This is a genomic window from Halorubrum californiense DSM 19288 (assembly GCF_000336875.1).
Lineage (GTDB): Archaea > Halobacteriota > Halobacteria > Halobacteriales > Haloferacaceae > Halorubrum > Halorubrum californiense.
In genome coordinates this window covers 74,687-100,706 of sequence record NZ_AOJK01000072.1, presented here as the reverse complement: position 1 = coordinate 100,706, position 26,020 = coordinate 74,687, and the positions used below count along the sequence as shown (strand labels likewise).

General features: G+C 71.1%; 29 protein-coding genes and 1 tRNA gene. 15 read left to right on the top strand and 15 right to left on the bottom strand.

Annotated elements, in window-relative coordinates:
- Positions 1-117: 117 nt before the first annotated feature.
- The 4 genes from C463_RS15035 to C463_RS15020 all read right to left on the bottom strand — a co-directional run bounded on the left by C463_RS15035 (position 118) and on the right by C463_RS15020 (position 4,663).
- Entirely contained in the window at positions 118-333 is a 216-nt protein-coding gene (locus tag C463_RS15035; RefSeq protein ID WP_008445395.1) for a hypothetical protein, read from the bottom strand.
- A 92-nt stretch (positions 334-425) separates the two neighbouring features.
- Positions 426-2,621, bottom strand: coding sequence for a PAS domain S-box protein (locus C463_RS15030; RefSeq protein ID WP_008445393.1), 2,196 nt, complete (start codon positions 2,619-2,621; stop codon positions 426-428).
- Positions 2,622-2,681: 60 nt separating this feature from the next.
- A complete protein-coding gene (locus tag C463_RS15025; protein ID WP_008445390.1) occupies positions 2,682-3,920 on the bottom strand; it encodes an NAD(P)/FAD-dependent oxidoreductase in 1,239 nt (412 codons plus the stop codon).
- Positions 3,921-4,084: 164 nt separating this feature from the next.
- A complete protein-coding gene (locus tag C463_RS15020) occupies positions 4,085-4,663 on the bottom strand; it encodes a DUF1684 domain-containing protein (RefSeq protein WP_008445388.1) in 579 nt (192 codons plus the stop codon).
- A 156-nt stretch (positions 4,664-4,819) separates the two neighbouring features.
- Between C463_RS15020 and C463_RS15015 the strand changes: the two genes are divergently transcribed.
- The 3 genes from C463_RS15015 (at position 4,820) to C463_RS15005 (ending at position 7,092) form a co-directional block, all read left to right on the top strand.
- Positions 4,820-5,416, top strand: a complete 597-nt coding sequence (locus C463_RS15015) for a DUF6149 family protein (protein WP_008445386.1) — start codon at positions 4,820-4,822, stop codon at positions 5,414-5,416.
- A 111-nt stretch (positions 5,417-5,527) separates the two neighbouring features.
- Positions 5,528-6,544, top strand: a complete 1,017-nt coding sequence (locus tag C463_RS15010) for an AI-2E family transporter (protein WP_008445384.1) — start codon at positions 5,528-5,530, stop codon at positions 6,542-6,544.
- A 35-nt stretch (positions 6,545-6,579) separates the two neighbouring features.
- Positions 6,580-7,092, top strand: coding sequence for a TspO/MBR family protein (locus tag C463_RS15005; RefSeq protein ID WP_008445383.1), 513 nt, complete (start codon positions 6,580-6,582; stop codon positions 7,090-7,092).
- Here the strand turns inward: C463_RS15005 and C463_RS15000 are convergent.
- The gene (locus C463_RS15000; RefSeq protein WP_008445381.1) at positions 7,089-7,718 is read right to left on the bottom strand and encodes a GNAT family N-acetyltransferase; all 630 of its coding nucleotides are present in this window, start codon (positions 7,716-7,718) and stop codon (positions 7,089-7,091) included. The genes C463_RS15005 and C463_RS15000 overlap by 4 nt on opposite strands.
- Positions 7,719-7,788: 70 nt before the next feature.
- On the opposite strand from C463_RS15000, the gene C463_RS14995 reads away from it, so the two are divergent.
- The gene (locus C463_RS14995; RefSeq protein WP_008445380.1) at positions 7,789-8,373 is read left to right on the top strand and encodes a class I SAM-dependent methyltransferase; all 585 of its coding nucleotides are present in this window, start codon (positions 7,789-7,791) and stop codon (positions 8,371-8,373) included.
- Positions 8,374-8,428: 55 nt separating this feature from the next.
- Here C463_RS14995 and C463_RS14990 read toward each other — a convergent pair whose 3' ends face one another.
- Entirely contained in the window at positions 8,429-9,835 is a 1,407-nt protein-coding gene (locus C463_RS14990) for an ATP-binding protein (protein ID WP_008445378.1), read from the bottom strand.
- A 150-nt stretch (positions 9,836-9,985) separates the two neighbouring features.
- On the opposite strand from C463_RS14990, the gene idi reads away from it, so the two are divergent.
- The 6 genes from idi (at position 9,986) to C463_RS14960 (ending at position 14,552) form a co-directional block, all read left to right on the top strand.
- Positions 9,986-10,591, top strand: coding sequence for an isopentenyl-diphosphate Delta-isomerase (gene idi / locus C463_RS14985; RefSeq protein ID WP_008445376.1), 606 nt, complete (start codon positions 9,986-9,988; stop codon positions 10,589-10,591).
- 150 nt (positions 10,592-10,741) lie between these two features.
- The gene (locus C463_RS14980) at positions 10,742-11,497 is read left to right on the top strand and encodes a DUF2064 domain-containing protein (RefSeq protein WP_008445374.1); all 756 of its coding nucleotides are present in this window, start codon (positions 10,742-10,744) and stop codon (positions 11,495-11,497) included.
- A 68-nt stretch (positions 11,498-11,565) separates the two neighbouring features.
- Positions 11,566-11,649 (top strand) — tRNA-Ser (locus C463_RS14975).
- A 434-nt stretch (positions 11,650-12,083) separates the two neighbouring features.
- Complete coding sequence (gene sod, locus C463_RS14970; protein WP_008445372.1) at positions 12,084-12,683, top strand: superoxide dismutase; 600 nt, start codon at positions 12,084-12,086, stop codon at positions 12,681-12,683.
- 643 nt (positions 12,684-13,326) lie between these two features.
- The gene (locus tag C463_RS14965) at positions 13,327-13,641 is read left to right on the top strand and encodes a DUF5827 family protein (RefSeq protein WP_008445371.1); all 315 of its coding nucleotides are present in this window, start codon (positions 13,327-13,329) and stop codon (positions 13,639-13,641) included.
- Positions 13,638-14,552, top strand: a complete 915-nt coding sequence (locus tag C463_RS14960) for a hypothetical protein (protein ID WP_008445369.1) — start codon at positions 13,638-13,640, stop codon at positions 14,550-14,552. The genes C463_RS14965 and C463_RS14960 overlap by 4 nt, the downstream gene beginning before the upstream one ends.
- Positions 14,553-14,576: 24 nt before the next feature.
- Here C463_RS14960 and C463_RS14955 read toward each other — a convergent pair whose 3' ends face one another.
- The 3 genes from C463_RS14955 to C463_RS14945 all read right to left on the bottom strand — a co-directional run bounded on the left by C463_RS14955 (position 14,577) and on the right by C463_RS14945 (position 16,018).
- Positions 14,577-15,059, bottom strand: a complete 483-nt coding sequence (locus C463_RS14955; protein WP_008445367.1) for a hypothetical protein — start codon at positions 15,057-15,059, stop codon at positions 14,577-14,579.
- A 66-nt stretch (positions 15,060-15,125) separates the two neighbouring features.
- Entirely contained in the window at positions 15,126-15,473 is a 348-nt protein-coding gene (locus tag C463_RS14950; RefSeq protein ID WP_008445365.1) for a 4a-hydroxytetrahydrobiopterin dehydratase, read from the bottom strand.
- Positions 15,474-15,550: 77 nt separating this feature from the next.
- Positions 15,551-16,018: a DUF7124 domain-containing protein gene (locus C463_RS14945; protein WP_008445363.1), complete on the bottom strand. Its 468-nt coding sequence runs from the start codon at positions 16,016-16,018 to the stop codon at positions 15,551-15,553.
- Between the two features lie 76 nt (positions 16,019-16,094).
- Here C463_RS14945 and C463_RS14940 point away from each other — a divergent pair, with 76 nt between their 5' ends.
- Entirely contained in the window at positions 16,095-16,922 is an 828-nt protein-coding gene (locus tag C463_RS14940; protein ID WP_008445361.1) for a BtpA/SgcQ family protein, read from the top strand.
- Between the two features lie 30 nt (positions 16,923-16,952).
- On the opposite strand, the gene C463_RS14935 is transcribed toward C463_RS14940, so the two are convergent.
- The 5 genes from C463_RS14935 to C463_RS19305 are packed head-to-tail and all read right to left on the bottom strand — an operon-like array spanning position 16,953 to position 19,969.
- Positions 16,953-18,086, bottom strand: coding sequence for a carbohydrate kinase family protein (locus tag C463_RS14935; protein ID WP_008445358.1), 1,134 nt, complete (start codon positions 18,084-18,086; stop codon positions 16,953-16,955).
- Positions 18,083-18,601, bottom strand: coding sequence for a nucleoside deaminase (locus tag C463_RS14930; RefSeq protein WP_008445356.1), 519 nt, complete (start codon positions 18,599-18,601; stop codon positions 18,083-18,085). Before C463_RS14930 ends, C463_RS14935 begins: the two co-directional genes overlap by 4 nt.
- A gap of 24 nt (positions 18,602-18,625) precedes the next feature.
- The gene (locus tag C463_RS14925; RefSeq protein WP_008445354.1) at positions 18,626-18,982 is read right to left on the bottom strand and encodes a hypothetical protein; all 357 of its coding nucleotides are present in this window, start codon (positions 18,980-18,982) and stop codon (positions 18,626-18,628) included.
- A gap of 18 nt (positions 18,983-19,000) precedes the next feature.
- On the bottom strand, positions 19,001-19,780 hold the full coding sequence (locus C463_RS14920) for a hypothetical protein (protein ID WP_008445352.1): 780 nt from the start codon (positions 19,778-19,780) through the stop codon (positions 19,001-19,003).
- 12 nt (positions 19,781-19,792) lie between these two features.
- The gene (locus C463_RS19305) at positions 19,793-19,969 is read right to left on the bottom strand and encodes a hypothetical protein (protein WP_008445351.1); all 177 of its coding nucleotides are present in this window, start codon (positions 19,967-19,969) and stop codon (positions 19,793-19,795) included.
- A 131-nt stretch (positions 19,970-20,100) separates the two neighbouring features.
- On the opposite strand from C463_RS19305, the gene C463_RS14915 reads away from it, so the two are divergent.
- The 4 genes from C463_RS14915 to C463_RS14900 all read left to right on the top strand — a co-directional run bounded on the left by C463_RS14915 (position 20,101) and on the right by C463_RS14900 (position 25,502).
- Positions 20,101-21,021 carry a DUF7139 domain-containing protein gene (locus tag C463_RS14915; RefSeq protein ID WP_008445348.1) on the top strand — a complete coding sequence of 307 codons (921 nt, stop codon included), beginning with the start codon at positions 20,101-20,103 and terminating at the stop codon, positions 21,019-21,021.
- A 210-nt stretch (positions 21,022-21,231) separates the two neighbouring features.
- The gene (locus C463_RS14910) at positions 21,232-22,194 is read left to right on the top strand and encodes a CehA/McbA family metallohydrolase (RefSeq protein WP_008445346.1); all 963 of its coding nucleotides are present in this window, start codon (positions 21,232-21,234) and stop codon (positions 22,192-22,194) included.
- An 84-nt stretch (positions 22,195-22,278) separates the two neighbouring features.
- Entirely contained in the window at positions 22,279-23,523 is a 1,245-nt protein-coding gene (locus tag C463_RS14905) for a molybdopterin molybdotransferase MoeA (RefSeq protein WP_008445344.1), read from the top strand.
- The gene (locus C463_RS14900) at positions 23,520-25,502 is read left to right on the top strand and encodes a molybdopterin biosynthesis protein (protein WP_008445341.1); all 1,983 of its coding nucleotides are present in this window, start codon (positions 23,520-23,522) and stop codon (positions 25,500-25,502) included. Before C463_RS14905 ends, C463_RS14900 begins: the two co-directional genes overlap by 4 nt.
- Here the strand turns inward: C463_RS14900 and C463_RS14895 are convergent.
- The gene (locus tag C463_RS14895; protein WP_008445340.1) at positions 25,472-25,969 is read right to left on the bottom strand and encodes a PaaI family thioesterase; all 498 of its coding nucleotides are present in this window, start codon (positions 25,967-25,969) and stop codon (positions 25,472-25,474) included. The genes C463_RS14900 and C463_RS14895 overlap by 31 nt on opposite strands.
- Between the last annotated feature and the right edge of the window lie 51 nt (positions 25,970-26,020).

The following is a 26,020-nucleotide window of genomic DNA, read 5'->3' as shown; positions in this document are numbered from 1 at the left end:
ACGTCCCGCTTGCCCCCGACCGGCGAAAACAACTTCGCTTCCGGGCCGCCGGGGCCCGACCGCTCCCGCTTCGCGACCGACAGCTCTCCGTCTCGACGGCACTCGCCGCGACCGCGCTCACCGCGACCGAACCAGATAGTAGTCGGTGAACTTCACCACGTCGCCGTCGTCAAGGTCCCCCGTCTCGGGCGCCGTCCACGGCTCGCCCGCCAGCTCTCGGACGATCCCCTGCTCGTCGTCGTTCAGTTCGTCGTAGTGACGGACCCGGGCGTCCGCCGGGACGCGGCCGGTGCGTCGGAGTCGCAGCCGTCGCCCGGTGTCTCTAAGTGACATGTGGTATCGTATGACACGATTAATCATAAGCGTTTCGCGGCGGGCGTCGCTCCGGGTCGGCGCGCTCGCCGCGCGAACGCGACGGCGGCGTTTCAGTCGTCGGCTCGGGGGAAGGTGAGCGTCACGACGGTGCCGCGGGGCTCCGCGTCCGCGACCGCCGCGGAGCCGCCGGACTGCTGGACGACCCAGTAGACGAGCCACAGCCCGAGACCGCTGCCGTGGTACAGCGCGTCGACCGCCGTCCCGTCGACGAGGACGTCTCGGTTCATGCCGGTCAGTCCCGGTCCGTCGTCCTCGACGCGGATCTCGACCCCGTCGGGGCGGGCTTCGACCGACACCGTGACCGTCGGCCGGTCGCGGTCGTGGTGTTCGACGGCGTTCCGGACCAGTTCGTTCATGGCTCGGGAGAGCCAGGACGTCGCGGACGCCGTCGCGACGCCGTCCTCCGGCGTCGACGCCGCTATCGTCGCGTGCGGGAACTCCTCGGTCCGCGCCGTGACCACTTCTCGGGCGATGCGCCCGACGTCGACCGGTTCGGTCTCCGGCGCGTCGCTCAGTACCTCGGTGATGTGGTGGGCCTTCTCGCTCGTCTCCAGGAGGTCGTCGGCCCGGGACAGGACGTACTCGGCCGCGTCCGCGGAGTCGACGTTCCCCGCAGCGATCTGTTCCGCCCGCCCCCGAACGACCGTCAGCGCGTTCCGGAGGTTGTGCTGGAGGATCCGGTCGACGACCCGAAGCTGTCGCGCGCGGTTCTCGCTGTCGGTCACGTCCCGAAGCACGCCGACGACCCCGGCGGGCTCCCCGTCGTCGGGGCTTCCGAGCGGGTAGTACCGAACGTCGAACGTCCGCCTGCCGCGGGTCGGGTGCGTCCGCGTCGTCCGGTACTCCACCGACTCGCCCCGGAGCGCGCGTTCCACCTGTCGCTCGACGTCCTCGTAGCTGTCGGCTGGGACGACGTCGGCGAGCGTCAGGTCCGTCACGTCGCTGTCGCCGAGCCCGTGGTACTCGCGGTACTGCGGGTTCGCGAACAGGAGTCGCCCGTCGCGGTCGACCGCGGCGATGAGGTCCGTCGCGCCGTTGATCGCGCGCTCGTACCGCTCCAAGTCGCGTTCGCGCTCTTTCCGGTCGGTGACGTTCCGGCAGATGGCGAAAGTGCCGGCCAACTCTCCGTCCGCGTCGTAGTAGGGGTACCGCTGCGTGCTGAACGTCGCCTCCCGTCCGCTCTCCGGAAACGTCGGCGAGACCTCGTACTCGACCATCTCCTCGGCGTCGAGCACGCTTCGCCGGCGCTCGTCGACCTCGGCCGCGGTCTCCGTGTCCATGAACGCGAACTCGTCGGTGCCGTACAGCGTCTCGCGGTCGACCCCAGCGAATTCGCTTACGGCCTCGTTCAGCAGTTCGAACTCGCCGTCGCGGTTCTGGAGGAGGACAGGGTCGTCGAGCCGTTCGACGACGTCGCGGTACTGCTTCAGCCGCCCCATCGCGGCCTTCCGATCGGTGATGTCCGTCTGGATGGCGACGAACCGCGAGACTTCGCCGTCGTCGTCAGCGACGGGCGCGATCGTCTGATGGGCGTGGTACAGCTCGCCGTCGTGCCGCCGGTCGACGATCTCCTCCTCCCACACCTCGCCGTCCCGGAGCGTCGACCACAGCGTGTCGAAGTACTCGTCCGGCATCTCGCCGGAGTTGAGGATCGCTGGCGTCTCCCCCAGCGCCTCGTCGACGTCGTACCCGGTGTGGTCGGTGAACGCCGGGTTGACGTACTCGATCGTCCCGTCGGCGTCGGTGACGTAGATCGCGTGGCCGGCGTGTTCGACGAGGTTGCGGAACGTCTCCGTCACCGCACCGCCGACCTCCTCGACGCCGTCGCGGAAGATCCCGGTGTAGACGGCGTCGGGTCCGGCTCCTGCCGCGTCGGGGGAGTCGCCCCCGTCGCGCCCCTCGGTATCCCCGCCGGGGGCGTGCTCGTGAAACCGCACGGAAAACGTCACCGTGTGGCCGTCCGCGTGTCGGACCGGGACCGAGACGCTCCCGCGATCGGGGAGCCCTTCGACCTCCGCGAGTCGCTCGCGGACCGACCGCGTCCGCTCGTCCGCCGTCTCGGACGCGACGAGGGAGGCGAGCGTGCGGCCGCGGAGCTCGGTCGGCTCGTAGCCGAGCGCCGCCTCGGCCGCGGGGTTCGCGTACAGTATCGTCCCCGCTTCGTCGAGCGAGACGACCGGGTCGGCACACTCCTCGACGAAGGAGGCGAAGAAGTCGTCGGGGGGAGGTGACGATCCCAGCGGCATCTGGGAGTAGTAACACGCACAGCCTAAAAAGCGACTTGAACCGTCGCTCGGGGCCCGCCGCTACTGCTCGGTCGGGGCCGCCAGGTCGTCGACCGAGAAGCCGGGCTCCATGAGACGGTCCGTCTGGTCGCTCACGTCGCGGCCCTCGCGCATCAGCTGTTTGAACGCGGACTGCGGCGAGAGGTCGCCGATGAGCACGCCGCCGACCACCTTCCCGTCCTTCAGCGCGACGCGGCGCCACTCGTTCTCGCCGGTGGTCGCCTCCACCGAGTCGTCGCCGAGCGTCGGGTGGCCGAACGAGAGGAACGGGAAGTCGAAGTGCGTGATCGAGTACGAGGAGACCCACTCGAACTCCTCGCTGCCGTAGTCGACCATGTTTCGGGCCGCGATCGTCCCCTGCTCTTTGGCCGACCCCCACGATCCGTTCTTCGCCCGCTCGCCGAGGATGAGGTCGTTGAACGTGGTGATGTCGCCCGCGGCGAACACGTTGTCGACGTTGGTGCGCATGAACTCGTCGACGACGATGCCGTCGTCGAGTTCCAGCGGCGTGTCCTCGACGAGTTCGGTGTTGAAGTTCAGCCCGATGGCGACGCCGGCGAAGTCGCACTCGTAGCGCTCGCCGTTCGGGTCGACCGCGGCCTCGACGTGGCCGTCAGCGTCGACCTCGAAGTGATCGACGCCGGAGTCGAAGACCGGCTCGACGCCGCGCTCGCGCATCGCCTCGTGCATGATCTCCGCGCCCTCCTCCGAGAGCGCGTAGCGCCACCAGTTGTCGCCGCGCATCAGGTACTTCGCCTCCACGCCCTGCGCGCCGCAGATGGCCGCGAAGTCGATGCCGAGCAGGCCGGCGCCGACGATGACGCCCTGCTCCGCGTCCTCGACGCTCTCTTTGATCCGGCGGGCGTCCTGGAACGTCCAGAAGTGGTGGATCCCGTCGGCGTCGGCGTTCTCGACCGGGAGCTGCTGGGGCGTGCCGCCGATCGCGAGCAGGAGGCTGTCGTACTCGAAGGTCTCGCCCTCGTGGGTGTGAACCGCTTCCTCGTCGACGTCGATGTCGACGACGACCGTGTTGAGTCGGAGGTCCACGTCGTGGTCGTCGTACCAGTCCTCCTGATGGATCGAAATCGGGGCCTCGGGGAGTTTCCCCTTCGCGTACTCCTTGATCAGGATCCGGTTGTAGAGGGACTCACCCTCGTCCGTGAGAACCGTGATCTCGGCCTCGGGCGCTTCCTCGCGCAGCGTCTCGGCCGCGGACGCGCCCGCGATTCCGTCACCGATGATCACGTACGAATCGCTCATAGCCGGCCGTTCGGATTCATGGTTAATGTGGGTTGTCATCCGCGTCCGGGGGCGTGCGACGAATACGCACGACCGCCGAAAACGGGAGATGGTGGACCGCTCTCGGGGGATCGCTCGGCTCAGCTCTGCGCTCGGGACTCTCGATCAGCGCCCCGTGCCGTCGATTAGTGGTCCGCGCCGGCCGGCTCCGCGGGGAACTCCTTCTCGCCGGCCTCGATCGCGACGTCGAGCCAGTTCTCCGTCGGGACGAGCGGACACTCGTACGCGTGGTTGTACGCGCACGTCGGGTTGTACGCGTGATTGAAATCGACCACCCACTCGCCGTCGACGCGGTCGCGGTCGGGCTCCAAGTCGAGGTACCGCCCCGCGCCGTACGTCGCCTCGCCGCTGGTCGCGTCGCGGAACGGCACCCAGAAGCGGTCCGCGCCGTCGGCCGGGCGGTACGCCTGAAGCGTCGTCGGCTCGCCGTCGGCCTCGAAGCGGAACTCCCCCCAGCGGCGGTACGTCTGCTCGCCGTCGGCGGTCGTCTCGACGGTGACGGTCTCCTTCTCCTCGTGTTCGTGGAGCGGGACGACGAACCGGTACGCCGGGTCCGGATCGAAGAACGCCAGCCCGGGGAAGGAGTCTCCCCGCATCGAGACCGGTAGCGGTGACCGCGCCGACTCGCGGAACTGCTGGACCTTCGCCTGTCGATGCGCCTCCACCTGCCCCGCCCAGTCGTCGTCTGCGTTTTCCGATGCCATGTCTACAGTAATATTGTTTGGAGGGCGCAATAACAGTTCCGCGGCGTGGTCGGCGTCGCACACGGGCCGGTGCGGTCGGCGTGGGAGCCGACCCCGGCGCCGCACATGTGAGCCCCGACGCCACACATTCAAGAGCGTCCCGGCCCAACCACGCATATGAAAATCCGGCAAAACATCCGCCACTGGGCCGCCAAGAAGGCGTTGACCACGCCGGTGGTCGGCGACGTCGCCAACGACAAGCTCGTCGACCTCCACACGAGCATCTTCCTCAACAAGGCCGAGGAGGAGCGCCGCGAGGAGCGCCGCGACCACCTCGACAGCTTCTTCGACGCGACGATGGACGCGTACGTCGCCGCGCTGGAGGCCGGGTTCCCGGAGGCCGAGGCCCGCGAGATCACCCACGTCCAGGCGAACTTCGACTTCTTCAACCACGGCTGGACGGAGATGATGGAGATCCCGGGCGACGAGCTGGAGGCGCACTACCGCCGGTACGAGTCCTTCTTCTCCCGGTACTCGATCACCATCGACGATCCGCTGGGCGAGTTCCGCCCGCTGGATGGGATCGCCGAGGCGCCGGAGACCCCCGAGAGGCTCGACTCGCCGGAGTACGAGAACGCGCTCGCCGGCTTCGCCGACGACGTGTACGTCGAGACCGACGACGGGGAGACGGTCGTCGGCGGCGACACGGAGGAGCCGGACGAGGTCGACGCCGCGACCGCGCCCGGACTCGACGAGGACGAGGCGAGCGCCTGAGCCCGCCCGACTCGGCCGACTCGCTTCTCGCTTCCGACATGGTTGCGCGCGGCTCGGGGGTCGCGCGCGTCCGCCGGCCACGTTTATAATCCGCCGGAGAGACGGAGCCGTATGAACCGCGGGCAATCGTTCCTGCTGCTCCTCATGGGGTCGGTCGCGCTCCTGACCCTCTTCGTCATCCTCCCGTTCGTCGAGTACGTGATCGCCTCGGCGATTCTCGCCTTCATCCTCTACCCGTTCCACCGCCGGCTCACCCGCTGGCTGCGCAAGCGCGTCTCGAAGCGGTTCGGCCAGATGCTGTCGGCGATGACCCTCATCTTCTCGGCAATCGTCGCCGTGATCCTGCCACTCGCGTACATCTCGTGGGTGTTCGTCCGCGACCTCACCGCGATCGCGGCCGGCGAGACGGGGATCGACATCGCCGCCATCGAAGCCGAAATCGCGGCCCTCACGGGACAGGACCCGGAGGTCGGCGACCTCCTTCAGACCGCCGGCGAACTCCTCGTCCAGACGCTGTTCGGCGGGTTCAGCGGCGTGTTGAACACGGCGATCCGCGTGTCCGTCGGGCTGTCGCTCGCGCTCTTCCTCGTGTACTACACCCTCATCGACGGCCCGGCGTTCGTCGAGTGGATCCGAGCGACGAGCCCGCTCCCCTCGGACGTGACCGCCGACCTCGTCGACCGCGTGAACGTGATGACCCGCGGCGTCGTCATCGGCCACATCTCCGTCGCGCTCCTCCAGGCGCTGGTCGCCGGGCTCGGCCTGTGGGTCGTCGGCATCCCCAACGTGGTGTTCTGGACGTTCGTGATGGCGGTGCTGGCGCTGCTGCCGCTCATCGGCGCCTTCTTCGTGTGGGGGCCGGCCGCCGCCTACCTCGTAATAATCGACCAGGTGACGGCCGGGGTCTTCCTCGCCGTCTACGGCGTCGCGGTGATCGCGATGGTGGACAACTACGCCCGCCCGCTCGTCATCGACCAGCAGGCGCACCTGAACCCGGCGATCATCCTGCTCGGCGTGTTCGGCGGCATCTACTCGGTCGGATTCACCGGGCTCTTCGTGGGCCCCATCGTGATCGGCGTGCTCGCGGCCACGCTGGAGACGTTCCGCGAGGATTACGACGCTATCTGAGCGGGATTTAAGCCGTCGCGGGGCCGACGACGGGTATGGCGACGACCACGAACTCCCGGCTCCCGGACCGACGCGACGCCCTCCTCATCGCCGGCGCGGCGGTCGCCGTCAACCTGATCGGCGCGCTCGGCGTCCCGTTCACCACGACACAGAGCGCGTGGTTCACGGCGCTGGAACTCCCCGGTTTCTATCCGCCCGGGTGGGCGTTCGGGGTCGTCTGGCCGATCCTGTACGCGCTCCTCGGCGCCGCCGCCGCGCTCGTCTACCTCGCCGGCCGCGACCGCGGCGCGTCGAGGGGTCGCGTCCGGACCGCGCTCGTCCTGTTCGGCGTCCAACTTGCCGTCAACGTCGCGTGGTCGCCCGTCTTCTGGGGGCTCGAACGCCCCGACCTCGGGCTCGCCATCCTCGTCGTCCTCCTCCCCCTCGTCGTCGCGACGATACGCGCCTTCGAGCGCGTCGACCGGCGCGCGGCGGCGCTTTTGCTCCCCTACCTCGCGTGGGTCTGTTTCGCGACCGCGCTCAACTACGCCATCTGGACGCTCAATTAGCGCCCGTCACGCGGTGTCCGGTCGGGTTCGGGGGGGCCGCGCTCCAGCCGCTCGGCGACGAAGCGGCGCTCCGCCCGGCTCAGTTCCCCGTCGGTCTCGCGGAACGCCGCCAGCCCCTCGCGGTACCGCTCCGGGTCCGCGTCGGCGGGCTCTGCGGCCGGCCGGGCCAGCTCCAACTCGGCGATTCCGGTGCGCTCGCCGGTGTACGCGAAGCCGCACTTGTGGCACGCCTCGTACGCGAACGGGTTGTTCACGGCGATCTTCACGCGCTCGAAGCCGGCGGCGGCGAGGTCGGCGACCGTCTCGCCGATCAGCCGCGGGCCGATCCCCTCGCCGCGCCGCGCGGCGTGGACCGTGACGTACCGCAGCCGACAGGTGGCGGGGGCGGTCCGGTCGGGCGAGAAGGAGACGGCGGCGATCACGTCCCCGTCGAACGCCTCGGGGCCGACCGTGTCCGGCAGCGCCTCGTCCGGCTCCCAGTCCGGCGCGGCCGGGCGCCCGTCCGGCGTCCGGATCACCGCCTTCCCCGGCTTCCCGACGACGAACTTCCCGGCGTACGCGAACGCCCGGTAGTCGAGGCGGAGGGTCGTCCCCTCGCCGGGCGGACACACGAGGGCGTACTCCATGGACGCCGTACGGCGGCGAAGAGGTAAATAGGGCGGTGGCTCTTTGTCCCTCGCGGCGCTCGTCTCGTCCATGTACGGAGTCGGCGACGTGGACTTCTTCGACCGGGTGGCGCCGCTGTACGACCTCGCCATGCCGCCGGCGGACGGCGAGGCGCTGGCGGCCGGCCTCGACCACGCCGCGCGACCGATAGAGCGCCTCCTCGACGTCGGCGGCGGCTCGGGCCGCGCGGCGGCCGCGCTGACCGGCCCGGAGATCACGGTCGTCGACGCCTCCGTCGAGATGCTCTCGCGGGCGCGTCGCGTCCGCGGGCTCTCCGGACTCGCCGGCGACGCGGGGCGCCTCCCGTTCCGGGACGCGAGCGTCGACGCGATCACGATCGTCGACGCGTTCCACCACCTGCCCGACCAAGGCGCCGCGCTCGACGAGGCGGCCCGCACCCTCGCGCCCGGCGGCGCGCTCGTCGTCCGCGAGTTCGACCCGGAACACCCGCTCGGGAGACTGCTCGTCGCTGGCGAACACGCGATCGGTATGGACTCACGATTCCGGGCGCCGGCCGACCTCGCGGGCGCGATGGACGACATCGGTCTCGACCCGCGGATCGTCGACCGCGGATTCGGCTATACGGTCGCTGGCGTTCGCCGCGAAGTAAGGTAACCGGCAGTAGGGACGGTTGACGCCGAGAAACCCGACGCGGCGGCCGCCGTCGCGATCAGTCGTGCGAGGTGCCGTGGGCGGCGTGGTCGTGGCCGTGACCGTCGCCGGACTCGTCGTGCGTGTGTTCCTGCTCGCCGGACCCCGTCTCGCCGAGCACCTCGGCGCCCTCGCCGTCGATCATGTCCATGTTCTTGAGGTTATCGCGCTCTTCGAAGTCCGTGACCGCGGCCATCACGTCCGCCTGCGTGATCGTCATCCGGTCTTCGGTGAGCGCGGCGAGGACGGCCTCCCGGAGGACCATCCGGAGGTCGGAGCCGGTGAGTCCGCTGGTCCGGTCGGCGACCTCCTCGGGGTCGAAGTCGGCGATCTGCATCTCCTTCGTCACCACGCGGAGGATGTCCGCGCGCATGTCGCGGTCCGGCTTGGGGAAGTTGACGATCTCGTCGAACCGGCGCCACGCGGCGGCGTCGAGCTGGTCCGGGTGGTTCGTCGCGCCGATGAGGAGCACCTCGTCGCGGACCAGCGACACCTCGTCGATCGACTTCAGCAGGGTGTTGACCGCGCGCTTCAGGGCCGCGTGTTCGTCCGAGCGGCGGGTCTTCGCCACCGAGTCGAACTCGTCGATGAAGAGGATACACGGCGAGAGCCGCTTGGCGACCTCGAAGCTCTTCTCGACGTTCTTCGACGTCTCGCCGAGGTACTGGCTCGTGATCATCGAGAGCTTCACCTCGACGAACGGCAGGCCGAGCTCGTGGGCGAGCGCGCGCGAGACGGTCGTCTTCCCGGTCCCCGGCGGGCCGACGAACAGCAGCTTCCCGATCTCGCGCAGGCCGATCTCCGCGAGGTACTCTCGGTGCTCGATCGCCTTCACGATCTTCTGGATCTCGCCCTCCTGATCGCCGGTCAACACGAGGTCGGCCAGCGTGGTCTCGATCTCCTCGGGGGCGCGGACGTTGACGAGGTCGAGCATCTCACCGTCCTCGTCCTCGTCGAAGTACTCCGCGAGCAGCGCGTCGATCCAGACGCGGTCGGCCTGGACCGGTCGCACGTCGTCTCTGGCCTCCTCGCGCGTCACCGGCGCATCGAGGTCCTCGGCGGTCTCCAGCGCGGCGACGAGCGTCGGGTTCCCCGCGACGCGCTGGTCGTCCGCGCGGTCGCGGTACCACTCCAACCCCATCGCGGGCTGCGTCAGCGATATCTCGCCCGAGAACTCCGTCCGTTGGGTGAAGAGGAGGTCGGAGACCGCGTCCCACGGCCGCTCGACGCCGGTGGCGGTACGGGTGGTCTCGTCGGTCGCCTTCAGCGGTCGCTCCACGCCGCCGGGGGCGTCCTCGGCGGCGTCGGCCGACCAGAACACCTGCCGGAAGCGCGGCGGCAGGTCGTTCTCGTCGAGGTCGCGGTCCTGCGTGTAGAAGTGCGTCGTCAACACGAACTCGACGACGTCGAGCGCCGGGTCACTCATCCGCGCGAAGTAGCGCCGGGACGCGGTTAAGAGCGTCGAAGCGCCGGCGGCCGTGGACGGAGCGGCGGTCGGCGGGAGCGAAGCGCCGTCGGGCCGGGATCCGGGCGCCGTATCGAACCCTTATTAGCCTTGGTCTGCGACGTATCGCGCATGAGTTCCGAAGACGCGGCCGCGCCGGGGGACTCCGCCGGCGACGGCGCGAGCGACACGAGCGACACCGACCACGAGAACGCGCTTCAGGACGTCATCGCCGTCGATCCCGACGACGTGGCGCAGGGAACGGTGAACCGACTCGACGCGCACACCGGCGACGGGATCCGGCACCGCGCGTTCACCTGCCTCGTCTTCGACAGGGACGGCCGGATCCTGCTGGCACAGCGCGCGCCGAACAAGCGCCTGTGGGACGGCCACTGGGACGGCACGGTCGCCTCCCACCCCGTCGAGGGGCAGTCCCAGGAGGACGCCACCGAGCAGCGCCTCGAAGAGGAACTCGGTATCTCGCCCGACCAGTACGACGACCTCCGCGTGACGGACAAGTTCGAGTACAAGCGCTACTACCCCAACGAGGGCGTCGAGTGGGAGGTGTGCGCCGTGCTGAAGGTGACCCTCGACGACACCTCGCTCGACCCGGACGAAGAGGAGATCGGCGGGATGCTGTGGGCCGACTACGACCACCTCCACGAGAACCCCGCGCTGTACCGGCAGCTCCGCCTCTGCCCGTGGTTCGAGATCGCGATGCGGCGCGACTTCTCCTGAGCGGCCGCGTCCCGCCGTCGCCGGCGCAGCTGAGCGACTGCTTCCCGCTGTCGCCGCCGCCGTCGCCGGCGCCGGCGCGGTTCGGTTTCCGGGCGCTCGCTTCTCGAACCGAAGCGGCGACTTGAAGTCGCTCCCGCGCCGCGGTCCGGTATGACCGTCGTCGCCCTGCTGGCGAACCCGCCCCGCGAGGGGCTCGTCGGAACCGCGCTCGCCGAGTCGACGCCGCTGTCGCCCGCCGAGGCCGCGGACCTCTACGAGGCGATGTTCCGCGACGCCGTTCTTGCGGTCGACCGCTCCGGCGGCGAGCTCCTCGTCAACTACCCCGACGAGGAGGACTTCCCCGCCGAGTACCGGACGGAAACGAACCCGGAGGCGGAGCTGCGGACGCTCGTCGCGGACACCCTCGGCGGCACCGACGAGGTCCGCTTCGAGCGCCAGGTCGGCTCCTCGTTCGGCGCGCGCGCCGGCAACACCGTCACGCACCTGCTGCGCGAGGAGGGCGCGGACTCGGTCGCGGTCGTCACCCCGACCGCGCCCCTGCTCTCGCGAACCAGCATCGACTCCGCGGCGATGAAGCTGCGGACGACCGAGGTCGTCCTCGGCCCCTCCTCGAACGGGCGGGCGTACTTCGCGGGCTTCACCGAACCGATCGACTTCGACGGCGCGTTCGAGGCGCCCGCGCTGCCGACGCTCGCGGAGCGCGGGCGGGACGCCGACCGCTCCGTGGACTTCGTGGAGGCGTCCCCCTCGCTGGAGACCGGCGAGGACCTCCTCGACGTGGTCCCGATGCTCCGCGCGCGGTTCGCCGCGGAACGCGTCGTGCCGGATTACACGGCCGCGTTCGTCCACGAGAAGGGGTTGGACGTGGTCGTCGAGGACGGGGAGCAGCGGTTGGTTCGGGACTGAGGCGTCGGGACGGAGCGATTCGTCGGATCCGACACCACTTAGTCGGCCGGCCTCCAGCGGTGACGTGTGGTGGGATGGCAGAGTGGCCCATTGCGCCTGCCTTGAAAGCAGGTAGCCTCACGGCTTCCTGGGTTCGAATCCCAGTCCCACCGTAGGCGCGCGGCGCACTCCGCGCCGCGCGCGTCTCGTGCGGGATTCGAAGCCTGTGAGTCGCAGCGCCCGAGCGGTGCGAGGTGTGAGCGAGGCGAACACCTCGGGAGCGAGGGCGACCGTCTCACATCGGTTCGAATCCCAGTCCCACCGCTTCTCCGTGATACTAGTGAGCGCAGAGCGGTCGCTGGAATTCGAATCAGCGAGCGACCGGCAAGGCGAGACTGTGCCTTGTGAAACCGAATTCGATTACCACCTCGTCCCGTCAGTCGATCGCGACCGACGTTCGATCGCGTGTTATCTACCCCCGGAACCGCAACCCTACCGCCGATCGCCCGAAACGACCGGGGACGCTCGCGTCCGGTGGTCCGTGGTAGCGCGTGCCGCATTATCTTTAACAGGTTTCCGAGCCATGTAATGAACAGGTGATACAAGCATGAGTTACGAACTCGATCCGCTACCGTACGATTACGACGCGCTGGAACCGCACATCTCCGAGCAGGTGCTCGAATGGCATCACGACACCCACCATCAGGGGTACGTCAACGGTTGGAATTCCGCCGAAGAGACGCTCGAGGCCAACCGCGAGGACCACGACTTCTCCTCGTCGGCCGGGGCCATCCGCGACGTGACCCACAACTCGTCGGGCCACATCCTCCACGACCTGTTCTGGCAGAACATGTCGCCGGAGGGCGGCGACGAGCCCGAAGGAGCCCTCGCCGACCGTATCGAGGAGGACTTCGGCTCGTACGAGGCCTGGAAGGGCGAGTTCGAAGCCGCCGCGGGCAGCGCGAGCGGCTGGGCCCTGCTGGTGTACGACACGTTCTCGAATCAGCTCCGCAACGTCGTGGTCGACAACCACGATGAGGGCGCGGTCTGGGGCGGTCACCCGATCCTCGCGCTGGACGTCTGGGAGCACTCCTACTACCACGACTACGGTCCGGCTCGCGGCGAGTTCGTCGACAACTTCTTCGAGGTCGTCGACTGGGACGAGCCGTCCACTCGCTACGAGCAGGCCGTCGAGCTGTTCGAGTAAGCGCGTTCAAGCGGACGCGTTACGCGCGTCGAGATCCGCATTTTTTCGCAGTACGCTACCAGATGAGCGACGGCCCCGTACAGGGGATGTGATTTATGCGTAGCCGCTGGCAGATCGGGGGGGGGAATCCTCCAAAGCCCCAGTCGATCGGATATACGCGATCGACGCTTCCGTACCGAACCACTCCAAAGCCCCAGTCGGGAGGGCGTCGTACGCTCGCTGTCGTTCGAGACGCCTCCGGCGTCTCGTGATGACGAGAGATCGAAGCTCTCTCGAACCACGCGCCTCGGTCGCTCGGGTTGCTCGCTCCCTGCGGTGCTTGCGTCGCCTACGGCGCCCTCCCGGCTGCCCCTTTGAGTCCCGCCCCGCACCGCTCCGCACAGCTCCTCACGCCTCCCCAGCCTCGTCAGTCGCCGGAGCGAAGCGACGGCGACTGACTCCAGCGAGAATCGAAGATTCTCTGGCAGCCGGCGGCTTTGCCGCCGGCGACCTCGCGCGTGCTGTCGCCGGCGCGAAGCGCCGGCTTCCAGAGGCACCTTCGGTCCCTTGCGGCTCGGCCGCGAGGCGGCCTCGCAGGCACGCGCCACCGCACCGATGAAACCGTATCGGCAGCGTTTACGGACGCGGTCGCGTACCCTCGCGCATGCCCGAACCGAAGTCGGCGTTCGACGCCACCTATCCGTGCGACTTCTACGAGCCCGCGGAACTGTTCGAACCGGACCAGATGTACACCATCCCCGAGATCGGTCGCCTGCTTCAGGGGCTCGAACCGGACGCCGAGGTCGGCCCCGACACCGAGGCCGTACTGGTCGACTGGGCGGTCCCGTGGGTCATGGTCCACGCCGAGGACATGGTGATCGCCGAGCCCCTCAGCGAGGACGGACCGGGGTACTACGGGCTCGCGACGGAGGAAGACGCTGAATCAGATCCGGACGCCGCTGCCGACGAGTCGGCGTGACCGGGGAGTCCGCCGACCCGCCGACCTACCTCGTCGCCGGCGGCGCGCGCGTCGACGCCGGCAAGACCACCTTCTCGGCGGGACTGGTCGCCCACCTCGCCGAGCGCGCGGGCGACGCGGTCGGCGTCAAACCCCGCGCGGGCAACGACTTCTGGTTCGACCACGACGACTACCGGGTCGCGACCGACGCGGGCCGGCTCTACGGGAAGGACGCTCGGGCGCTCGCGGCGGCGAACACCCGCGCGCTGGCGGCCGTCGACGACGCGTCGCCGTCGCCCTCGGCGGTCACGCCCGAGTCGATCAACCCCGTCCACCGGCTCTGGAAGCCGACGCCGGGCCGGACCGGGATGCTCGGCGACGCCGACCGAACCTTCCTCTGTGACCGCGTGACGACCGAGTCCGGGACGCGGTTCGTCGTCAACGGCGCGGCCGAGGACGCCGGCCTGCTCCCCGACGCGCTCGCCGAACGCCTCCCCCTTGCGGACGCGACCCGCGTGCGCGGCGTCCCCGAGTTCAACGAGGTGATGGCCGAGGCGCACCTCCCCGCGATCGAACGGCTCGCGGACCGGGTCTCGCGGACGCCGGTCCCGGTCGTCGTCGAGTCGTACGCCGACGTCGCCGGGACGCTCCCGCGCGACGGGCCCGTCGCGCCCGACGCGGTCGCCGTCGTCGACCCCGGCCGCGCGCGGATCTACGCCGGCGACCGCTACGCCAAGGCCCGCGCGGTCGCCGCCGGGAGCCCGCGCGAGGGCACCCGCGAGGAGCACGTCGACGCGGTGACGGAGATGATCGAACCGCTCGCGACCGTCTCGCTGCCGGCGCTGTCCGGCGATGTTCGGGGCACCCCCGACCGCGTCGCGTCGCGGTACGAGCCGGCGTACGCGGCGCTCACGGACGCGGTCGAGAACTGAAGAATCGCTTCGTTCGGCCCGCGCTCAGGCGTTGCGCTTCGTGTAGTGTTCCAGCGCGGACTCGATCGACGAGAGGTCCGCGTTCACCCGACTGTCGGCGACGCGCATGAAGCCGGGCGTGTACGACGACGAGTAGTCGAAAATCCGGTTGACGGCGCGCTTGGGCGCGGAGACGGCGCTGAAGTCGGTGACCGTGTACACCCGCGTCGTCGGGAAGGCGGTCCAGAAGGTCCCGCTGGCCCAGCGGTCGTCGTCCGCGAACGTCTCGCCGATGCGGCCGGTCGCGACGTACTCGTCGTCCGCGTAGAACAGCAGGAGGTCGCCCGCCGCCATCTTCTCGAACGTCGAGCCGTTGCCGCTGTCGTCGTCGACGGCCCACAGGCGGGCCTCGTCGAGGTCCGCGAGGGGTTCGGGGCGATCGGGATAGTCTGTGAGATCGACCGGGGACCGGACCGTTCGGTCGAAGTTCTCCGGGTCGATCGGGACCAGGAAGACGTTCTCGCTCATTACCCGTCGTTTTGCCGGGAGGGGTTTAAACCCGTTCGTTGATGCCTCAAGCAGAGGGCCGTCCGGTCACTCGTCGGCGTCGGCGTACAGGCGGTCCATCTTCGCCGCCATCACGAAGTCGGCCCGAGTGAGCCCGCCGACCTCGTGGCTCCACATCTCGATCCCGACCTCCCCCCACGACAGCGCGATGTCCGGGTGGTGCCACTCCGCTTCGGCGAGTTCGCCCACGTCGTTCGTGAACGCCAGCGCCGTTTCGAAGTCGGGGAACTCGTAGCTCGCCTCCAGGTGGTGGTCGTCGACGACCTCCCACGCGTCGCCGAGTTCGGCGAGGTGGTCGGCGCACTCGTCGGCGTCGAGCGGCTCCGCGTCGTCGCCGGCCGGTTCGACAGGCTCGTCCGCGAGCGGTGAGGACATACCCCACGTTAGACGACGAGCGGTTTGTACCTTCCGCGGCCGAGGCCATTCGGTCCCGCCGACCGCGCGCCCGGAACTCACCTGAACCGCGAGAGCGCGTCGCGGACCGCGCGCCGCAGTCGAGCGAGGCGGTCGGCGCCCCCCGCGGCGTCGTCCTTTTCGGCTGCGCCCGGCTCCGAGAGCACCCAGCCGGCCTTCTCGGCGGCCTCGGTCACCGGGAGGAACTCGTAGCCGGTCTCGCTCGCGACGCGCTCGTCCGCGCGGGTGGTTCCGACGAACACGTATCGCGGGGCGGAACTCTCCTCGCGGACATCCGCGAGCGTCCCCCACTTGTCCCACTTCGTGAGTTCGTAGTCGTTGTCGATCCCGTGGTCGCGGGCGAACGCCGCCACTTGGTCCGCCTCGTTCGCGACGATACCGACGTGGCGGCTCCACTCGCGCGCGTCGGCGAACGCCGCGGCCGGGTCGGCGAGCGACCGCGCGGCGCCGAGCGAGAAGACGAGCGTCACGTCGCCGTCGCCGGGCGTCGTCGCGTCGATTCCCATCTCGTTCGGCGGGAGGTGACGCGCGGACTAAACGCTGTGGGGACGCTTATGTCGGGTCGTCTCCTCGCTACCGACGATGGAGTTCGAGTCCACCTTCGACACGCCCGCGCCGCTGCTCGGCATGGTCCACCTCCCGCCGCTGCCCGGAGCCCCGAAAGCGCCGGACGACGGGCGCGAGGCGATGCGCGCCGCGGTCGACCGGGCCGCGAGCGACGCGCGGGCGCTCGACCGCGGCGGCGTCGACGGGATCGTGATCGAGAACTTCGGCGACGCGCCCTTCTATCCCGACGAGGTCCCGCCGCACGTCGTCGCCGGCGTGACCCGCGCCGCGACCGCGGTCGCCGCCGAGACCGACCTCCCGCTCGGGATCAACGTCCTCCGGAACGACGCCGAGGCCGCGCTCTCGGTCGCCGCCGCGGTCGATGCCGACTTCGTCCGCGTGAATGTCCACACCGGCGCCCGCGTCACCGATCAGGGGATCGTTCAGGGGCGCGCCCACGAGACGCTCCGGCTGCGCGACCGTCTCGGCGTCGACGTCGGCGTCTTCGCCGACACCGACGTGAAACACTCCGCACCGCTGACGCCAGCGGGCTACACCGCCGAATCGTTCGCCGACACCGCCGAGCGCGGCCTCGCCGACGCCGTCATCGCCTCCGGCTCCGGGACCGGCGAGGCGGTCGACGCCGACGCGCTGGAGGCGGTCGTCGCCGAACGCGAGCGCCACGGCCTCGACACGCCGGTTCTCGTCGGCAGCGGCGTCACGCGGGAGACGGTCGCCGACCTGCTCGACGTCGCCGACGGCGCGGTCGTCGGCACCGCGCTCAAGCAGGGCGGGGAGACGACTGCTCCGGTCGACGCCGACCGCGTCGCGGACCTCGTCGCGGCCGCCGACGCGACCCGGTGATCGCGTCGGATCCGGTCTCTCCGTTCGGTTTCAGTCGGCCTCGGGCCCGAAGCCGCGCTCGGCGAGAAACGACTCGACCTCGCTCCGGGTGGGTAACCCCGGCTGGGTGAACCGACTCGTACAGTTGATCGCGGCGACCGCGGCCGCGAACCTGACGCCGGGAGCGACTTCGTCTCGGTCGCCGGAAGCAGCCGCGTCGAGGTCACTGGGCGACGCCCCGGCCGCCCCCGCGATCCACCGGTCGATCAGCCCCGCGGTGAACGCGTCGCCGGCGCCGGTCGTGTCGACCGTCTCGACGTCGAACGCGTCGAACTCGGTCACCTCGCCGCCGGCGACCGCCGTCATCCCGTCCGCGCCGTGAGTGAGCACGGCGCGGGGCCACGTCGGCCCGCGTCGCCACCGCGGCACCGATCCCGACCCGGATCCGGCGTCGGTCGCACCGGTCTGCGCGTCCGCGATCCGCTCGACCGCCGCGTCCGCCGAGCCGAAGAACGCCGGCGCGGCGACCCCGTCGGCGACGAACAGGTCGGCCGCGTGGAGGAACCGGTGGATCGTCGCCGGCTCCGTCCCGCGCCCGACCAGCTCCTCGACGGACCCCGAGAGGTCGAAGACGAGCGCTGGCGGGTCGGCCCCCGACTCGCCGGCCTCGGCGGCGGTCGCCCGGAGCGACTCGACCCGGTCGAGTATCCGCCGCGCCTCGCGGTCGGGGGCGTAGGCGGTGAGGAAGACGGCGTCGGCGTCGGCCATCGCCGCGAGCGCGTCGTCGTCCACCCGGAGGTTCCGGAAGCTCTCGCCCGCGGTGACGATGGCGCGCTCGCCGTCGGGGTCGCGGAGGATAAGCGACCGCGTGTGGGGGTCGTCGCCGACCGCGACGTGGGTCGCGTCGACGTCCGTCTCGGCGAGGTACGCCAGCGCGAGCCGCCCGTACTCGTCGTCGCCGACGCGGCTGACGAGTCCCGCGTCGCGGCCGAGGCGGTCGAGCGCGACCGCGACGTTGGCGCCGACGCCGCCGAACGCGGACGTGACCTCGCCGGCGAACGCGCCGCCGTCCGGCTCGGGGAGGTTGCTGACCGCGTACCACTCATCTATCGCCGCGGCGCCGACGGAGAGGATCGCGGGAGTGTCGTCGGGGCTTGCGTCGCCCGAGTCCGATCCCGGCGTCACGACTCGCGGAAGAAGGAGTCGTGAACCGCCATCGCGGCCTCGACCGCGATCGGTCCCTCGACGGTCGTGTCACCGTCCGCGCGTCGGATCACCTCTTCGAGGGGGATCCGCACCACGTCGGCGGAGAGCTCGCCGAGCGTCTCGCCGTCGACGCCGAAGACGACCCGTCCGACCCCCGCGTAGTGGATCGCGGTCGCGCACATCGGGCACGGCTCCGTGCTGGCGTACATCGTACAGTCCGCGCGTTCGTCCTCGTCGAGTTCGCGCGCGGCCCACCGCGCGAGCGTCAGCTCGGGGTGCGCGGCCACGTCGGCCTCGGTCCGCGTCTCGTTGCGCGCCTCGGCGACGACCTCGCCGTCGACGACGAGCAGCGCGCCGAACGGGGTGTTGCCGGCCTCGACGGCCTCCTCGGCGAGCCTGATCGACCGCTCGACGTACTCCCGGTCGGTCGGGTCGTCGGGGAGGTCGTCGAGGTCCTGAAACCCGCCGCCGCTGGGCGCGTCCGCGTTTGTCATACGTCCCTGTTCGCCTCCGGGTACCTAACGGTTGGTACCGCCGCCGTCGGACGACTTCGGACGGTCGTCGTCCGGCGGCCTCGGGTCCCGCTCGTTCGGGGGCGTCGCGCGGTCTCCGTCCGCCGTCTCCTGCGACTCCGCCGATTCCTGCGATCGCCGCACGTCGCGGAGCGCGTCCACCGCGTCGTCGGTGGCGGTCGCGGTCCGCGTCTCGGTGGCGGCCGCGGGGTCGAGCCCGTCGGGTTCGTCGGGGTCGCTCGCGCTGGCTTCGCCGGCTTCGTCGGCGTGGCTCGCGCCCGGTTCGTCGCCCGATTCGCCCGCGTCGGCCGCCTCGTCGTCCGCGCCGAAGAGCCACGCGCGGACCGCGTCGATGAATCCCATTGGTCTGTGTGGTCGTCGTCAGTAGTTTTTGAAAAGCAGCGCACGCACGTCGTCTTTCGTCCGCGCCGTCTCGGCGCTCCCGTCGGGGAGGTCGACCTCGTACCGCGCGTCGCCGTCGGCCTCCCGCCACTTGTCGGCGTGGGTGTCGAGGAGGCTCATCATCGCGTCCAGTTGGCCGGCGCCGCCGTCATCGTCCGTCACCTCGCCGGCGTTTTCGTCGTCGTTGTCGCTTTCGTCGTCGTCGCTGTCGGCGCCTTCGTCGCCGTCGGCGTCGCTTTCGTCGTCCGTCGCCTCGTCGTCGCTTTCGTCGTCCACCGTCTCCTCGTCGCCGGACTCGGCCGCGTCGAGGTCGACGTCGACGCGCGCGAAGGGGTCGGCGGCGAGCGCCTCCGCGGCGTCGATGATCGCGTCGACGAGTTCGTCTTTGGTCATCTCGCTGCGCCCGGTGACGTCGAACGCGGCGGCGATATCGGACAGGTCCATCGGGTCGTCCGGGTCGGGGTCGCTGTCCCGTCGGTTCCGCGCCGCGAGCAGTTCGCGGGCGCGGTCGCGGTCGAAAGGCGCCGCGGTCGCCGCGCCGCCCGAGTCACCCGACTGCTCGTCGTCGCCGTCGTCGTCACCGTCCGTCGGCGCCGCGGCGCGGTCGGGGTCGTCGACGGCGTCGGCGAGGTCGAGCAGGTACGCGAGCGCGTCCTCGCGGTCGACGGAGGCGTACGGGCCGGCGTGGGCCGCGGCCAACTCTTCGCGGAGCGCTTCGATCCGGTCGGCGTGGTCGTCGGTGATGTCGAGCGTGGGCATGGTGTGGGGCGGCTACTGGTTCTCCTCGAAGCGCGCGAGCGCGTCCGCCCAGCTCTCGGCGAACTCCGGCTCGCCGGAGTGGTCGGCCTCGACGTCGGCGTAGCCGCAGTCGTCACAGGCGACCGCGGTGGCGGCGCCGAGCGAGAGCGACGACAGGGCGGCGCCGCAGCGGGGGCACTCGTGCGACACGGATTCTCGCGTGGAACCTCGTCGGCCGCGGTGAAAAACGCACGGGTCGGTGGGGGAGACCCGTGAGGCGACCGGCGCGCCCACCGCGCGCTCGGGGTAACAGTCATTACACTCGGCGGAAACGTTCGAACATGAGCGAAGCGGACGCCGAGAACGTTCTCATCGACTACTACCGCCGCTATGTCGGCGATCCGGACCGGACGATCGACGTGTACGCCGGGTTCGGGCTGTTTTCCGCCGGCATCGCACTCGGAGTGATCGGAGTCGTCGTGTTCCTCTACAGCGCGACGCTCGACCCGACCGCACTCTCGACGTTCGCGGTCCGCGAGGTGGCCGCGGTCGCGGGCGCGGTCGGCCTCCCCGCGTTGCTGTTCGGCATCGTCGTCCTCCTACCGGTCGATCGCCGGATGCTGTACCTCGCGGGCGCCGGGATCGCGATCACGCTCGCCAGCACTGGCGCGTTCACTTGGGCGTACCCGCACAACTGGAACGTCGTCGTCAACACGGACTACAGCGCCCAGATCGTCGCCGTCTACACGCTCGGGCTGGTGGCGGTCATCGGCGCCACGGGCGGCGCCTTGGTCGCGCACCGCGTCGAGCGCGCGACGGGCGGTGCGGCCGCGGGCGCTGCGGGCGCCGGCAGCGGCGCCGCGGACGCGGGCGACGGATCCGGCGGCGAGGCGGTCACCGAGGAGTCGGTCCGCGCGGACATCGAGCGCGAGCTGGACGACGCGGAGCTGACGTGGGGCGGCGTCGAGCGCTCCGAGACGCGCCGCCTGGAGCTGAACACGAGCGCGGTCGACGAGGCCGACGTCGACACCGAGAAGCTCGCCGGGTCGGCGACCGAGACGCGGACGACCTCCGGCACGGTCAACGACGCGGTCTCGGAACTGAAGGGGCTCCAAGGCGGCGAGGCGAAGACCGACAGCGGGCAGGGGACCGACGACCAGGCCGCGAAGCTCCGCGAACTGCGCGAACAGCAGCGGAAGGAGGCCGAGGAGTCCGACGAGGACGGCTCGGTCGTCGACAGGATCAAGGGCCTGTTCGGCTGAGCCGGGTGCGGTGCGTCCGGGCGTCGGCTTCGGAGCGTCGACTGCGGAGCGTCGGCTCCGGAGCGTCGATTCGGCGGCCGAGACCTGACGACGCGGCGGGAAATCGGCGGTTCGATCGCGCGCTCGGACCCCACTCCGAATGGTCTCTGAACTGTTACGTCGACCGCCGTCGCTCTTCCATTTATATATCTCCCGCCGCGTAGTCCGAGCGTGTCCCGCGTCACCGTCAGCATCGACCCACACGTCCACTCCGAGGGGAGCTACGACGGCCACGAGCCGGTCGAGCTAATCCTCGAACACGCGGCCGAGATCGGGCTCGACGCGGTCGTCATCACCGACCACGACGTGATCCGGGAGTCGAAGCGGGCGGCCGAGATCGCTCCCGAGTACGGGCTGATCGGTATTCCCGGCGTGGAAGTGTCGACCGCGCACGGCCACCTGCTCGCGATCGGCGTCGAGCGGATGCCGCCGCGTGGGGAGTCGTACGCCGAGACGGTCCGCTGGATCCGCGACGCGGGCGGCGTCGCCATCGTCCCGCACCCGTTCCAGCGCTCGCGCCACGGCGTCCGCCAGCGCAACATCCCGACGCCCGGGCCGGCAGACGAGGCGACAGATGACGCTGCGGAGTCGGAGGCACCTGATTCGAGGGTCGACGCGGACGCGCCCGACTCGAAGGCGCCAGACCCCGATTCGAAAGGGCCGGAACCGGCGCCGGCGCCCGCCTCGGCGGTCGCCGAGGTCGACGCCATCGAGGTGTTCAACGCGTGGCTGTTCACGGGGTACCGCAACCGCCGCGCGCGGCGGTTCGCGGCCGAACACGGCTATCCCGGCGTCGCCGCGAGCGACGCGCACTACCTCCAGTACGTCGGCCGGGCGTTCACTGAACTGACGGTCGAGGGCGTCGACTCCGTTCACGAGGTCACGGCCGACGACGTACTGGCGGCCATCCGCCGCGGCACGACGACCGTCGAGGGGCGGCGCGCGCCGATCCGGATGGCGGCGAAACACTACGTCGGCGCGGCCGGCCGCCGCTCGGCGTACTACGCGCGGACCGGCGCGGCCCGTGGCGCGCGAGCCACCAAGCGGACCGCGGTGGACGGGGCGGTGGCCGCGAAGGTCGCCGCGCTCCAGTCGGTCCACCGCACGCGGCGCCTGCTTTCCTGGTTCGCCTGACGAAGCGCGGCGCGGTCGCCGGCCGCTCCTTTCGGCGGCGACCGCGGAGAACGGGTTTTTGCCCGCGGCCGCGAATGTGTTCCCATGAGCCACGACAGACGCGAGTCCGGGTTCAAGCGGCGGACCCGGGTCGCGGACGCGAGGGCGACGCTGCTCGACGCCGTCACGCCGCACGACCGGACGGAGTCGGTCCCGGTCGAGGCGGCCGACGGGCGCGTCGTCGCCGAACCGATCGACGCGCCCGCGCCCGTGCCGGGGTACGACCGCGCCGCGATGGACGGGTACGCGGTGCGGGCGCGCGACACCTTCGGCGCGGGCGACCGCTCGCCGGCGGTCCTCGCGGCCAAGGCCGCCGAATCGGACGCGGTCGCGCCCGGCGAGGCCGCGCGCGTCCACACCGGGAGCGCGGTGCCCGAGGGCGCGGACGCTGTCGTGATGATCGAACAGGTGGAGACGGTCGGCGACGAGGTCGAGGTGTTCGACGCGGTCGCGACCGGCGAGAACGTCGGCGAGGCCGGCGAGGACGTCGCCGACGGCCAGCGACTGTACGAGCCCGGGCACGTCCTGCGCCCCTCCGACCTCGGCCTCCTGCGCTCGGTCGGCCTCGACCGGGTTTCGGTCCGGGAGCCGCCCGAGGTCGCCGTGATCCCGACCGGCGAGGAACTGGTCGAGTCCGACCCCGGCCCCGGGGAGGTGATCGAGACGAACGGACTCACCGTCTCGCGGCTCGTCGAGCGCTGGGGCGGCAGGGCGCGCTACCGCGACGTCGTCACCGACGACCCGGACGCGCTCCGCGAAGCGGTCGCGGCCGACCTCGACGCGGACGTGGTCGTCACCACCGGCGGCTCCTCCGTCGGCAAGCGGGACCTGATCCCCGAGGTCGTCGACGGCCTCGGCGAGGTGCTGGTCCACGGCGTCGCCCTGAAGCCCGGCCACCCGGTCTGTCTCGGCGAGGCCGAGGGGACGCCGATCGTCTCGCTGCCCGGTTACCCGGTCGCGTGTATCGTGAACGCCGCGCAGTTCCTCCGACCCGCGATGAAGCGGGCGACCGGGACCGACGCGGACCCCTTCCCGACGCGGCGCGCGACGCTCGCCCGGAAGGTAGCGAGCGAGCCCGGCGTGCGGACGTTCGCGCGGGTGTCCGTGTCTGCGTCCGACGAAGACAGCAGTGACGACGCGCTCCCGACCGCGACGCCGACGCGCGCCAGCGGCTCCGGGATCCTCTCCAGCGTCGCGCTCGCGGACGGCTGGGTCGTCGTCCCCGAGCCGCGGGAGGGGATCGACGCCGGCGAGACGGTCGACGTGGAACTCTGGGAGGTGACGCCGTGAGCGACCGCAAGGAGTTCCGCGACCTCGCGACGCCCGAGGCCGCCCGCGAGGCCATCGACTCCCTCGACCTCTCGCCGGCCCCCGAGACGGTCCCGTTGCGGGAGGCCCGCGGCCGGGTCCTCGCCGAGCGCGTCGACGCCGCCATCGACGTGCCGGGCTTCGACCGCGCCTCGATGGACGGGTACGCGGTGCGGGCGCGCGACACCTTCGGCGCGGACGAGGCCGACCCCGCCGAACTCGACCTCGTCGGCGCGGTCCACGCCGGCGCGGCGCCCGACGCGACCGTCGAGCCGGGCACCTGCGCCGAGATATCGACGGGCGCGGTGATGCCGGACGGTGCGGACGCGGTCGTGATGGTCGAGCGGACGGACGAGGCCGGTGAGAGCGACGATGAGTCCACCCAGATCGCCGTCCGCACTTCGGTCGCGCCCGGCGACCACGTGATGACCGCGGGGACGGACATCGCGGCCGGCGCCCGCGCGCTCGGTCCGGGCACGCGACTGACGCCCCGCGAGATCGGGCTGCTCTCCGCGCTCGGCGTCGACGAGGTCCCGGTGAGGGGTCGCCCGCGCGTCGGCATCGTCTCGACAGGCGACGAGCTGGTCCGACCCGGCGACGAACTCGACCCCGACCGCGGCGAGATATACGACGTGAACTCGACGACGATCGCCGCCGGGGTGGAGGAGGCGGGCGGCGATCCGGTGCTGTACCCGCACGCCGGCGACGACTACGACGAGATGGAGCGGCTGCTCCGCCGGGCGGCCGACGAGTGCGACCTCGTGCTCTCCTCGGGGTCGACCTCGGCGAGCGCGGTCGACGTGATCTACCGCGTGATCGAGGCGCGCGGCGACCTGCTCCTCCACGGCGTCGCGGTCAAGCCCGGCAAGCCGATGCTGATCGGCCGGCTGGACCGGAGCGCCGACGGCGACGACGCTTCTGGCGCCGAATCCGGGGACGCCGGCGAGTCGGCGTACATCGGTCTCCCCGGCTACCCGGTGTCCGCGCTCACTATCTTCCGGACGTTCGTCGCGCCCGCGATCCGCGAGGCCGCCGGGCAGCCCGAGCCCGCGACGGCGACCATCGAGGGCCGGATGGGCGTCAGCGAGCGCTACTCGGAGGGCCGCCTCCGGCTGATGCCGGTCGGCCTGCTCGATCTGGACAACGACGACCCGCCGCTCGTCTACCCGGTCGACAAGGGGTCGGGCGCGACGACGAGTCTCGTCGAGGCGGACGGCGTCGTCGCGGTCGACCCCGACACGGAGTACCTCGACGTCGGCGAGACGGTCTCCGTCGACCTGTTCTCGCCGGACGTGCGCCCGCCCACCCTCCTCGGCGTCGGCGAGGACGACCCCGCGCTCAATCGCTTACTCGACCGCCTCGACAACCCCCGCTACCTCGCTGTCGGCTCGCGCGAGGGACTCCGTCGCCTCCGCGACGGCGTCCCCGACGTGGCCGTGACCGCGGGACCGACCGACCGCGATGTCGACGCAGAAGAACTCGGCGGCTGGACCCGCGAGTGGGGGCTCGTCGTCTCCGACGGCAACCCCGAGGGCGTGGCGGGGGTCGCGGACCTCGTCGACCGCGACCTCCGGTTCCGGAGCCGGCCGACCGTCTCGGGGCTCCGGCGCAGCCTCGACGCGGCGCTCGACGACCTCGCGACCGAGCGCGACACGGATCGCCGCGCGCTCGCCGAGCGGATCGACGGCTACGAGCGCACCGCGAAGGCGTTCGAGAGCCCGGTCCGCGCGGTGGCCGCCGGCGACGCGGACGTCGGCCTCGGCCTTCGCGAGACGGCGGCGCGGCTCGGCTGTGGATTCGTCTCGCTCGGCGAGCAGTCGGTCGCCGTCCGCGCCGCTCCCGACCGCGTCGACCGCGAGCCGGTCACGGCGCTGGCGGCGGAACTCGACGAGAGCGGCGGCCTCGACGCCATCCTCGCCGACCTTCCGGGCTACTCGCGGAACAGCCGGAACGACCCCTGACCGACGACGACCTCCGAGCGGTCCTCGTCGCCCCCGCCGTCCCCCTCGGCGCCTTCGCCGCCGTTTCCGGCCGTGGTGACGGTCATCTTGCTGACGCCGATCGACCCGCCCGCCCGCACCACCTCGGCCTCGGCGCAGAGGTCGCCGTCGGCGGGGCGGAGGTAGTTCGCGTTGAGGTTCACCGTCGCGACGCCGCCGTCGAGCGGGTCCTCGAACGTCGTGCGCTGCGCGACGCCGCCGGCCGTGTCGATAAGCGTCGCCGCGACCCCGCCGTGGATCGTCCGCCCGTCGGCGTTGGTGAGCTTGTCGTCGAAGGGGATCGAGAGCACGACGCGACCGCGCTCGATGACTTCGACCGACGTGTTCAGCCACGAGAGGTAGCCGTGTTCGTCTTCCAGCTTCCGTGCGACGAACTCCGTCGCCTCGTCGGGGAGCGGGTCCATCTCCGCGATCTCCGTGCGGTCCATGGTCTGGGGAATATCCCGCGATCGCTTGTACCCCCGGAAACGCCCGACAAC

Excerpts from the sequence above, each read along its gene's own strand:
- C463_RS15035 (WP_008445395.1), bottom strand. The coding sequence starts at position 333 with ATGTCACTTAGAGACACCGGGCGACGGCTGCGACTCCGACGCACCGGC.
- C463_RS15030 (WP_008445393.1), bottom strand. The coding sequence starts at position 2,621 with ATGCCGCTGGGATCGTCACCTCCCCCCGACGACTTCTTCGCCTCCTTC.
- C463_RS15025 (WP_008445390.1), bottom strand. The coding sequence starts at position 3,920 with ATGAGCGATTCGTACGTGATCATCGGTGACGGAATCGCGGGCGCGTCC.
- C463_RS15020 (WP_008445388.1), bottom strand. The coding sequence starts at position 4,663 with ATGGCATCGGAAAACGCAGACGACGACTGGGCGGGGCAGGTGGAGGCG.
- C463_RS15015 (WP_008445386.1), top strand. The coding sequence starts at position 4,820 with ATGAAAATCCGGCAAAACATCCGCCACTGGGCCGCCAAGAAGGCGTTG.
- C463_RS15010 (WP_008445384.1), top strand. The coding sequence starts at position 5,528 with ATGAACCGCGGGCAATCGTTCCTGCTGCTCCTCATGGGGTCGGTCGCG.
- C463_RS15005 (WP_008445383.1), top strand. The coding sequence starts at position 6,580 with ATGGCGACGACCACGAACTCCCGGCTCCCGGACCGACGCGACGCCCTC.
- C463_RS15000 (WP_008445381.1), bottom strand. The coding sequence starts at position 7,718 with ATGGAGTACGCCCTCGTGTGTCCGCCCGGCGAGGGGACGACCCTCCGC.
- C463_RS14995 (WP_008445380.1), top strand. The coding sequence starts at position 7,789 with ATGTACGGAGTCGGCGACGTGGACTTCTTCGACCGGGTGGCGCCGCTG.
- C463_RS14990 (WP_008445378.1), bottom strand. The coding sequence starts at position 9,835 with ATGAGTGACCCGGCGCTCGACGTCGTCGAGTTCGTGTTGACGACGCAC.
- idi (WP_008445376.1), top strand. The coding sequence starts at position 9,986 with ATGAGTTCCGAAGACGCGGCCGCGCCGGGGGACTCCGCCGGCGACGGC.
- C463_RS14980 (WP_008445374.1), top strand. The coding sequence starts at position 10,742 with ATGACCGTCGTCGCCCTGCTGGCGAACCCGCCCCGCGAGGGGCTCGTC.
- sod (WP_008445372.1), top strand. The coding sequence starts at position 12,084 with ATGAGTTACGAACTCGATCCGCTACCGTACGATTACGACGCGCTGGAA.
- C463_RS14965 (WP_008445371.1), top strand. The coding sequence starts at position 13,327 with ATGCCCGAACCGAAGTCGGCGTTCGACGCCACCTATCCGTGCGACTTC.
- C463_RS14955 (WP_008445367.1), bottom strand. The coding sequence starts at position 15,059 with ATGAGCGAGAACGTCTTCCTGGTCCCGATCGACCCGGAGAACTTCGAC.
- C463_RS14950 (WP_008445365.1), bottom strand. The coding sequence starts at position 15,473 with ATGTCCTCACCGCTCGCGGACGAGCCTGTCGAACCGGCCGGCGACGAC.
- C463_RS14945 (WP_008445363.1), bottom strand. The coding sequence starts at position 16,018 with ATGGGAATCGACGCGACGACGCCCGGCGACGGCGACGTGACGCTCGTC.
- C463_RS14940 (WP_008445361.1), top strand. The coding sequence starts at position 16,095 with ATGGAGTTCGAGTCCACCTTCGACACGCCCGCGCCGCTGCTCGGCATG.
- C463_RS14930 (WP_008445356.1), bottom strand. The coding sequence starts at position 18,601 with ATGACAAACGCGGACGCGCCCAGCGGCGGCGGGTTTCAGGACCTCGAC.
- C463_RS14925 (WP_008445354.1), bottom strand. The coding sequence starts at position 18,982 with ATGGGATTCATCGACGCGGTCCGCGCGTGGCTCTTCGGCGCGGACGAC.
- C463_RS14920 (WP_008445352.1), bottom strand. The coding sequence starts at position 19,780 with ATGCCCACGCTCGACATCACCGACGACCACGCCGACCGGATCGAAGCG.
- C463_RS14915 (WP_008445348.1), top strand. The coding sequence starts at position 20,101 with ATGAGCGAAGCGGACGCCGAGAACGTTCTCATCGACTACTACCGCCGC.
- C463_RS14905 (WP_008445344.1), top strand. The coding sequence starts at position 22,279 with ATGAGCCACGACAGACGCGAGTCCGGGTTCAAGCGGCGGACCCGGGTC.
- C463_RS14895 (WP_008445340.1), bottom strand. The coding sequence starts at position 25,969 with ATGGACCGCACGGAGATCGCGGAGATGGACCCGCTCCCCGACGAGGCG.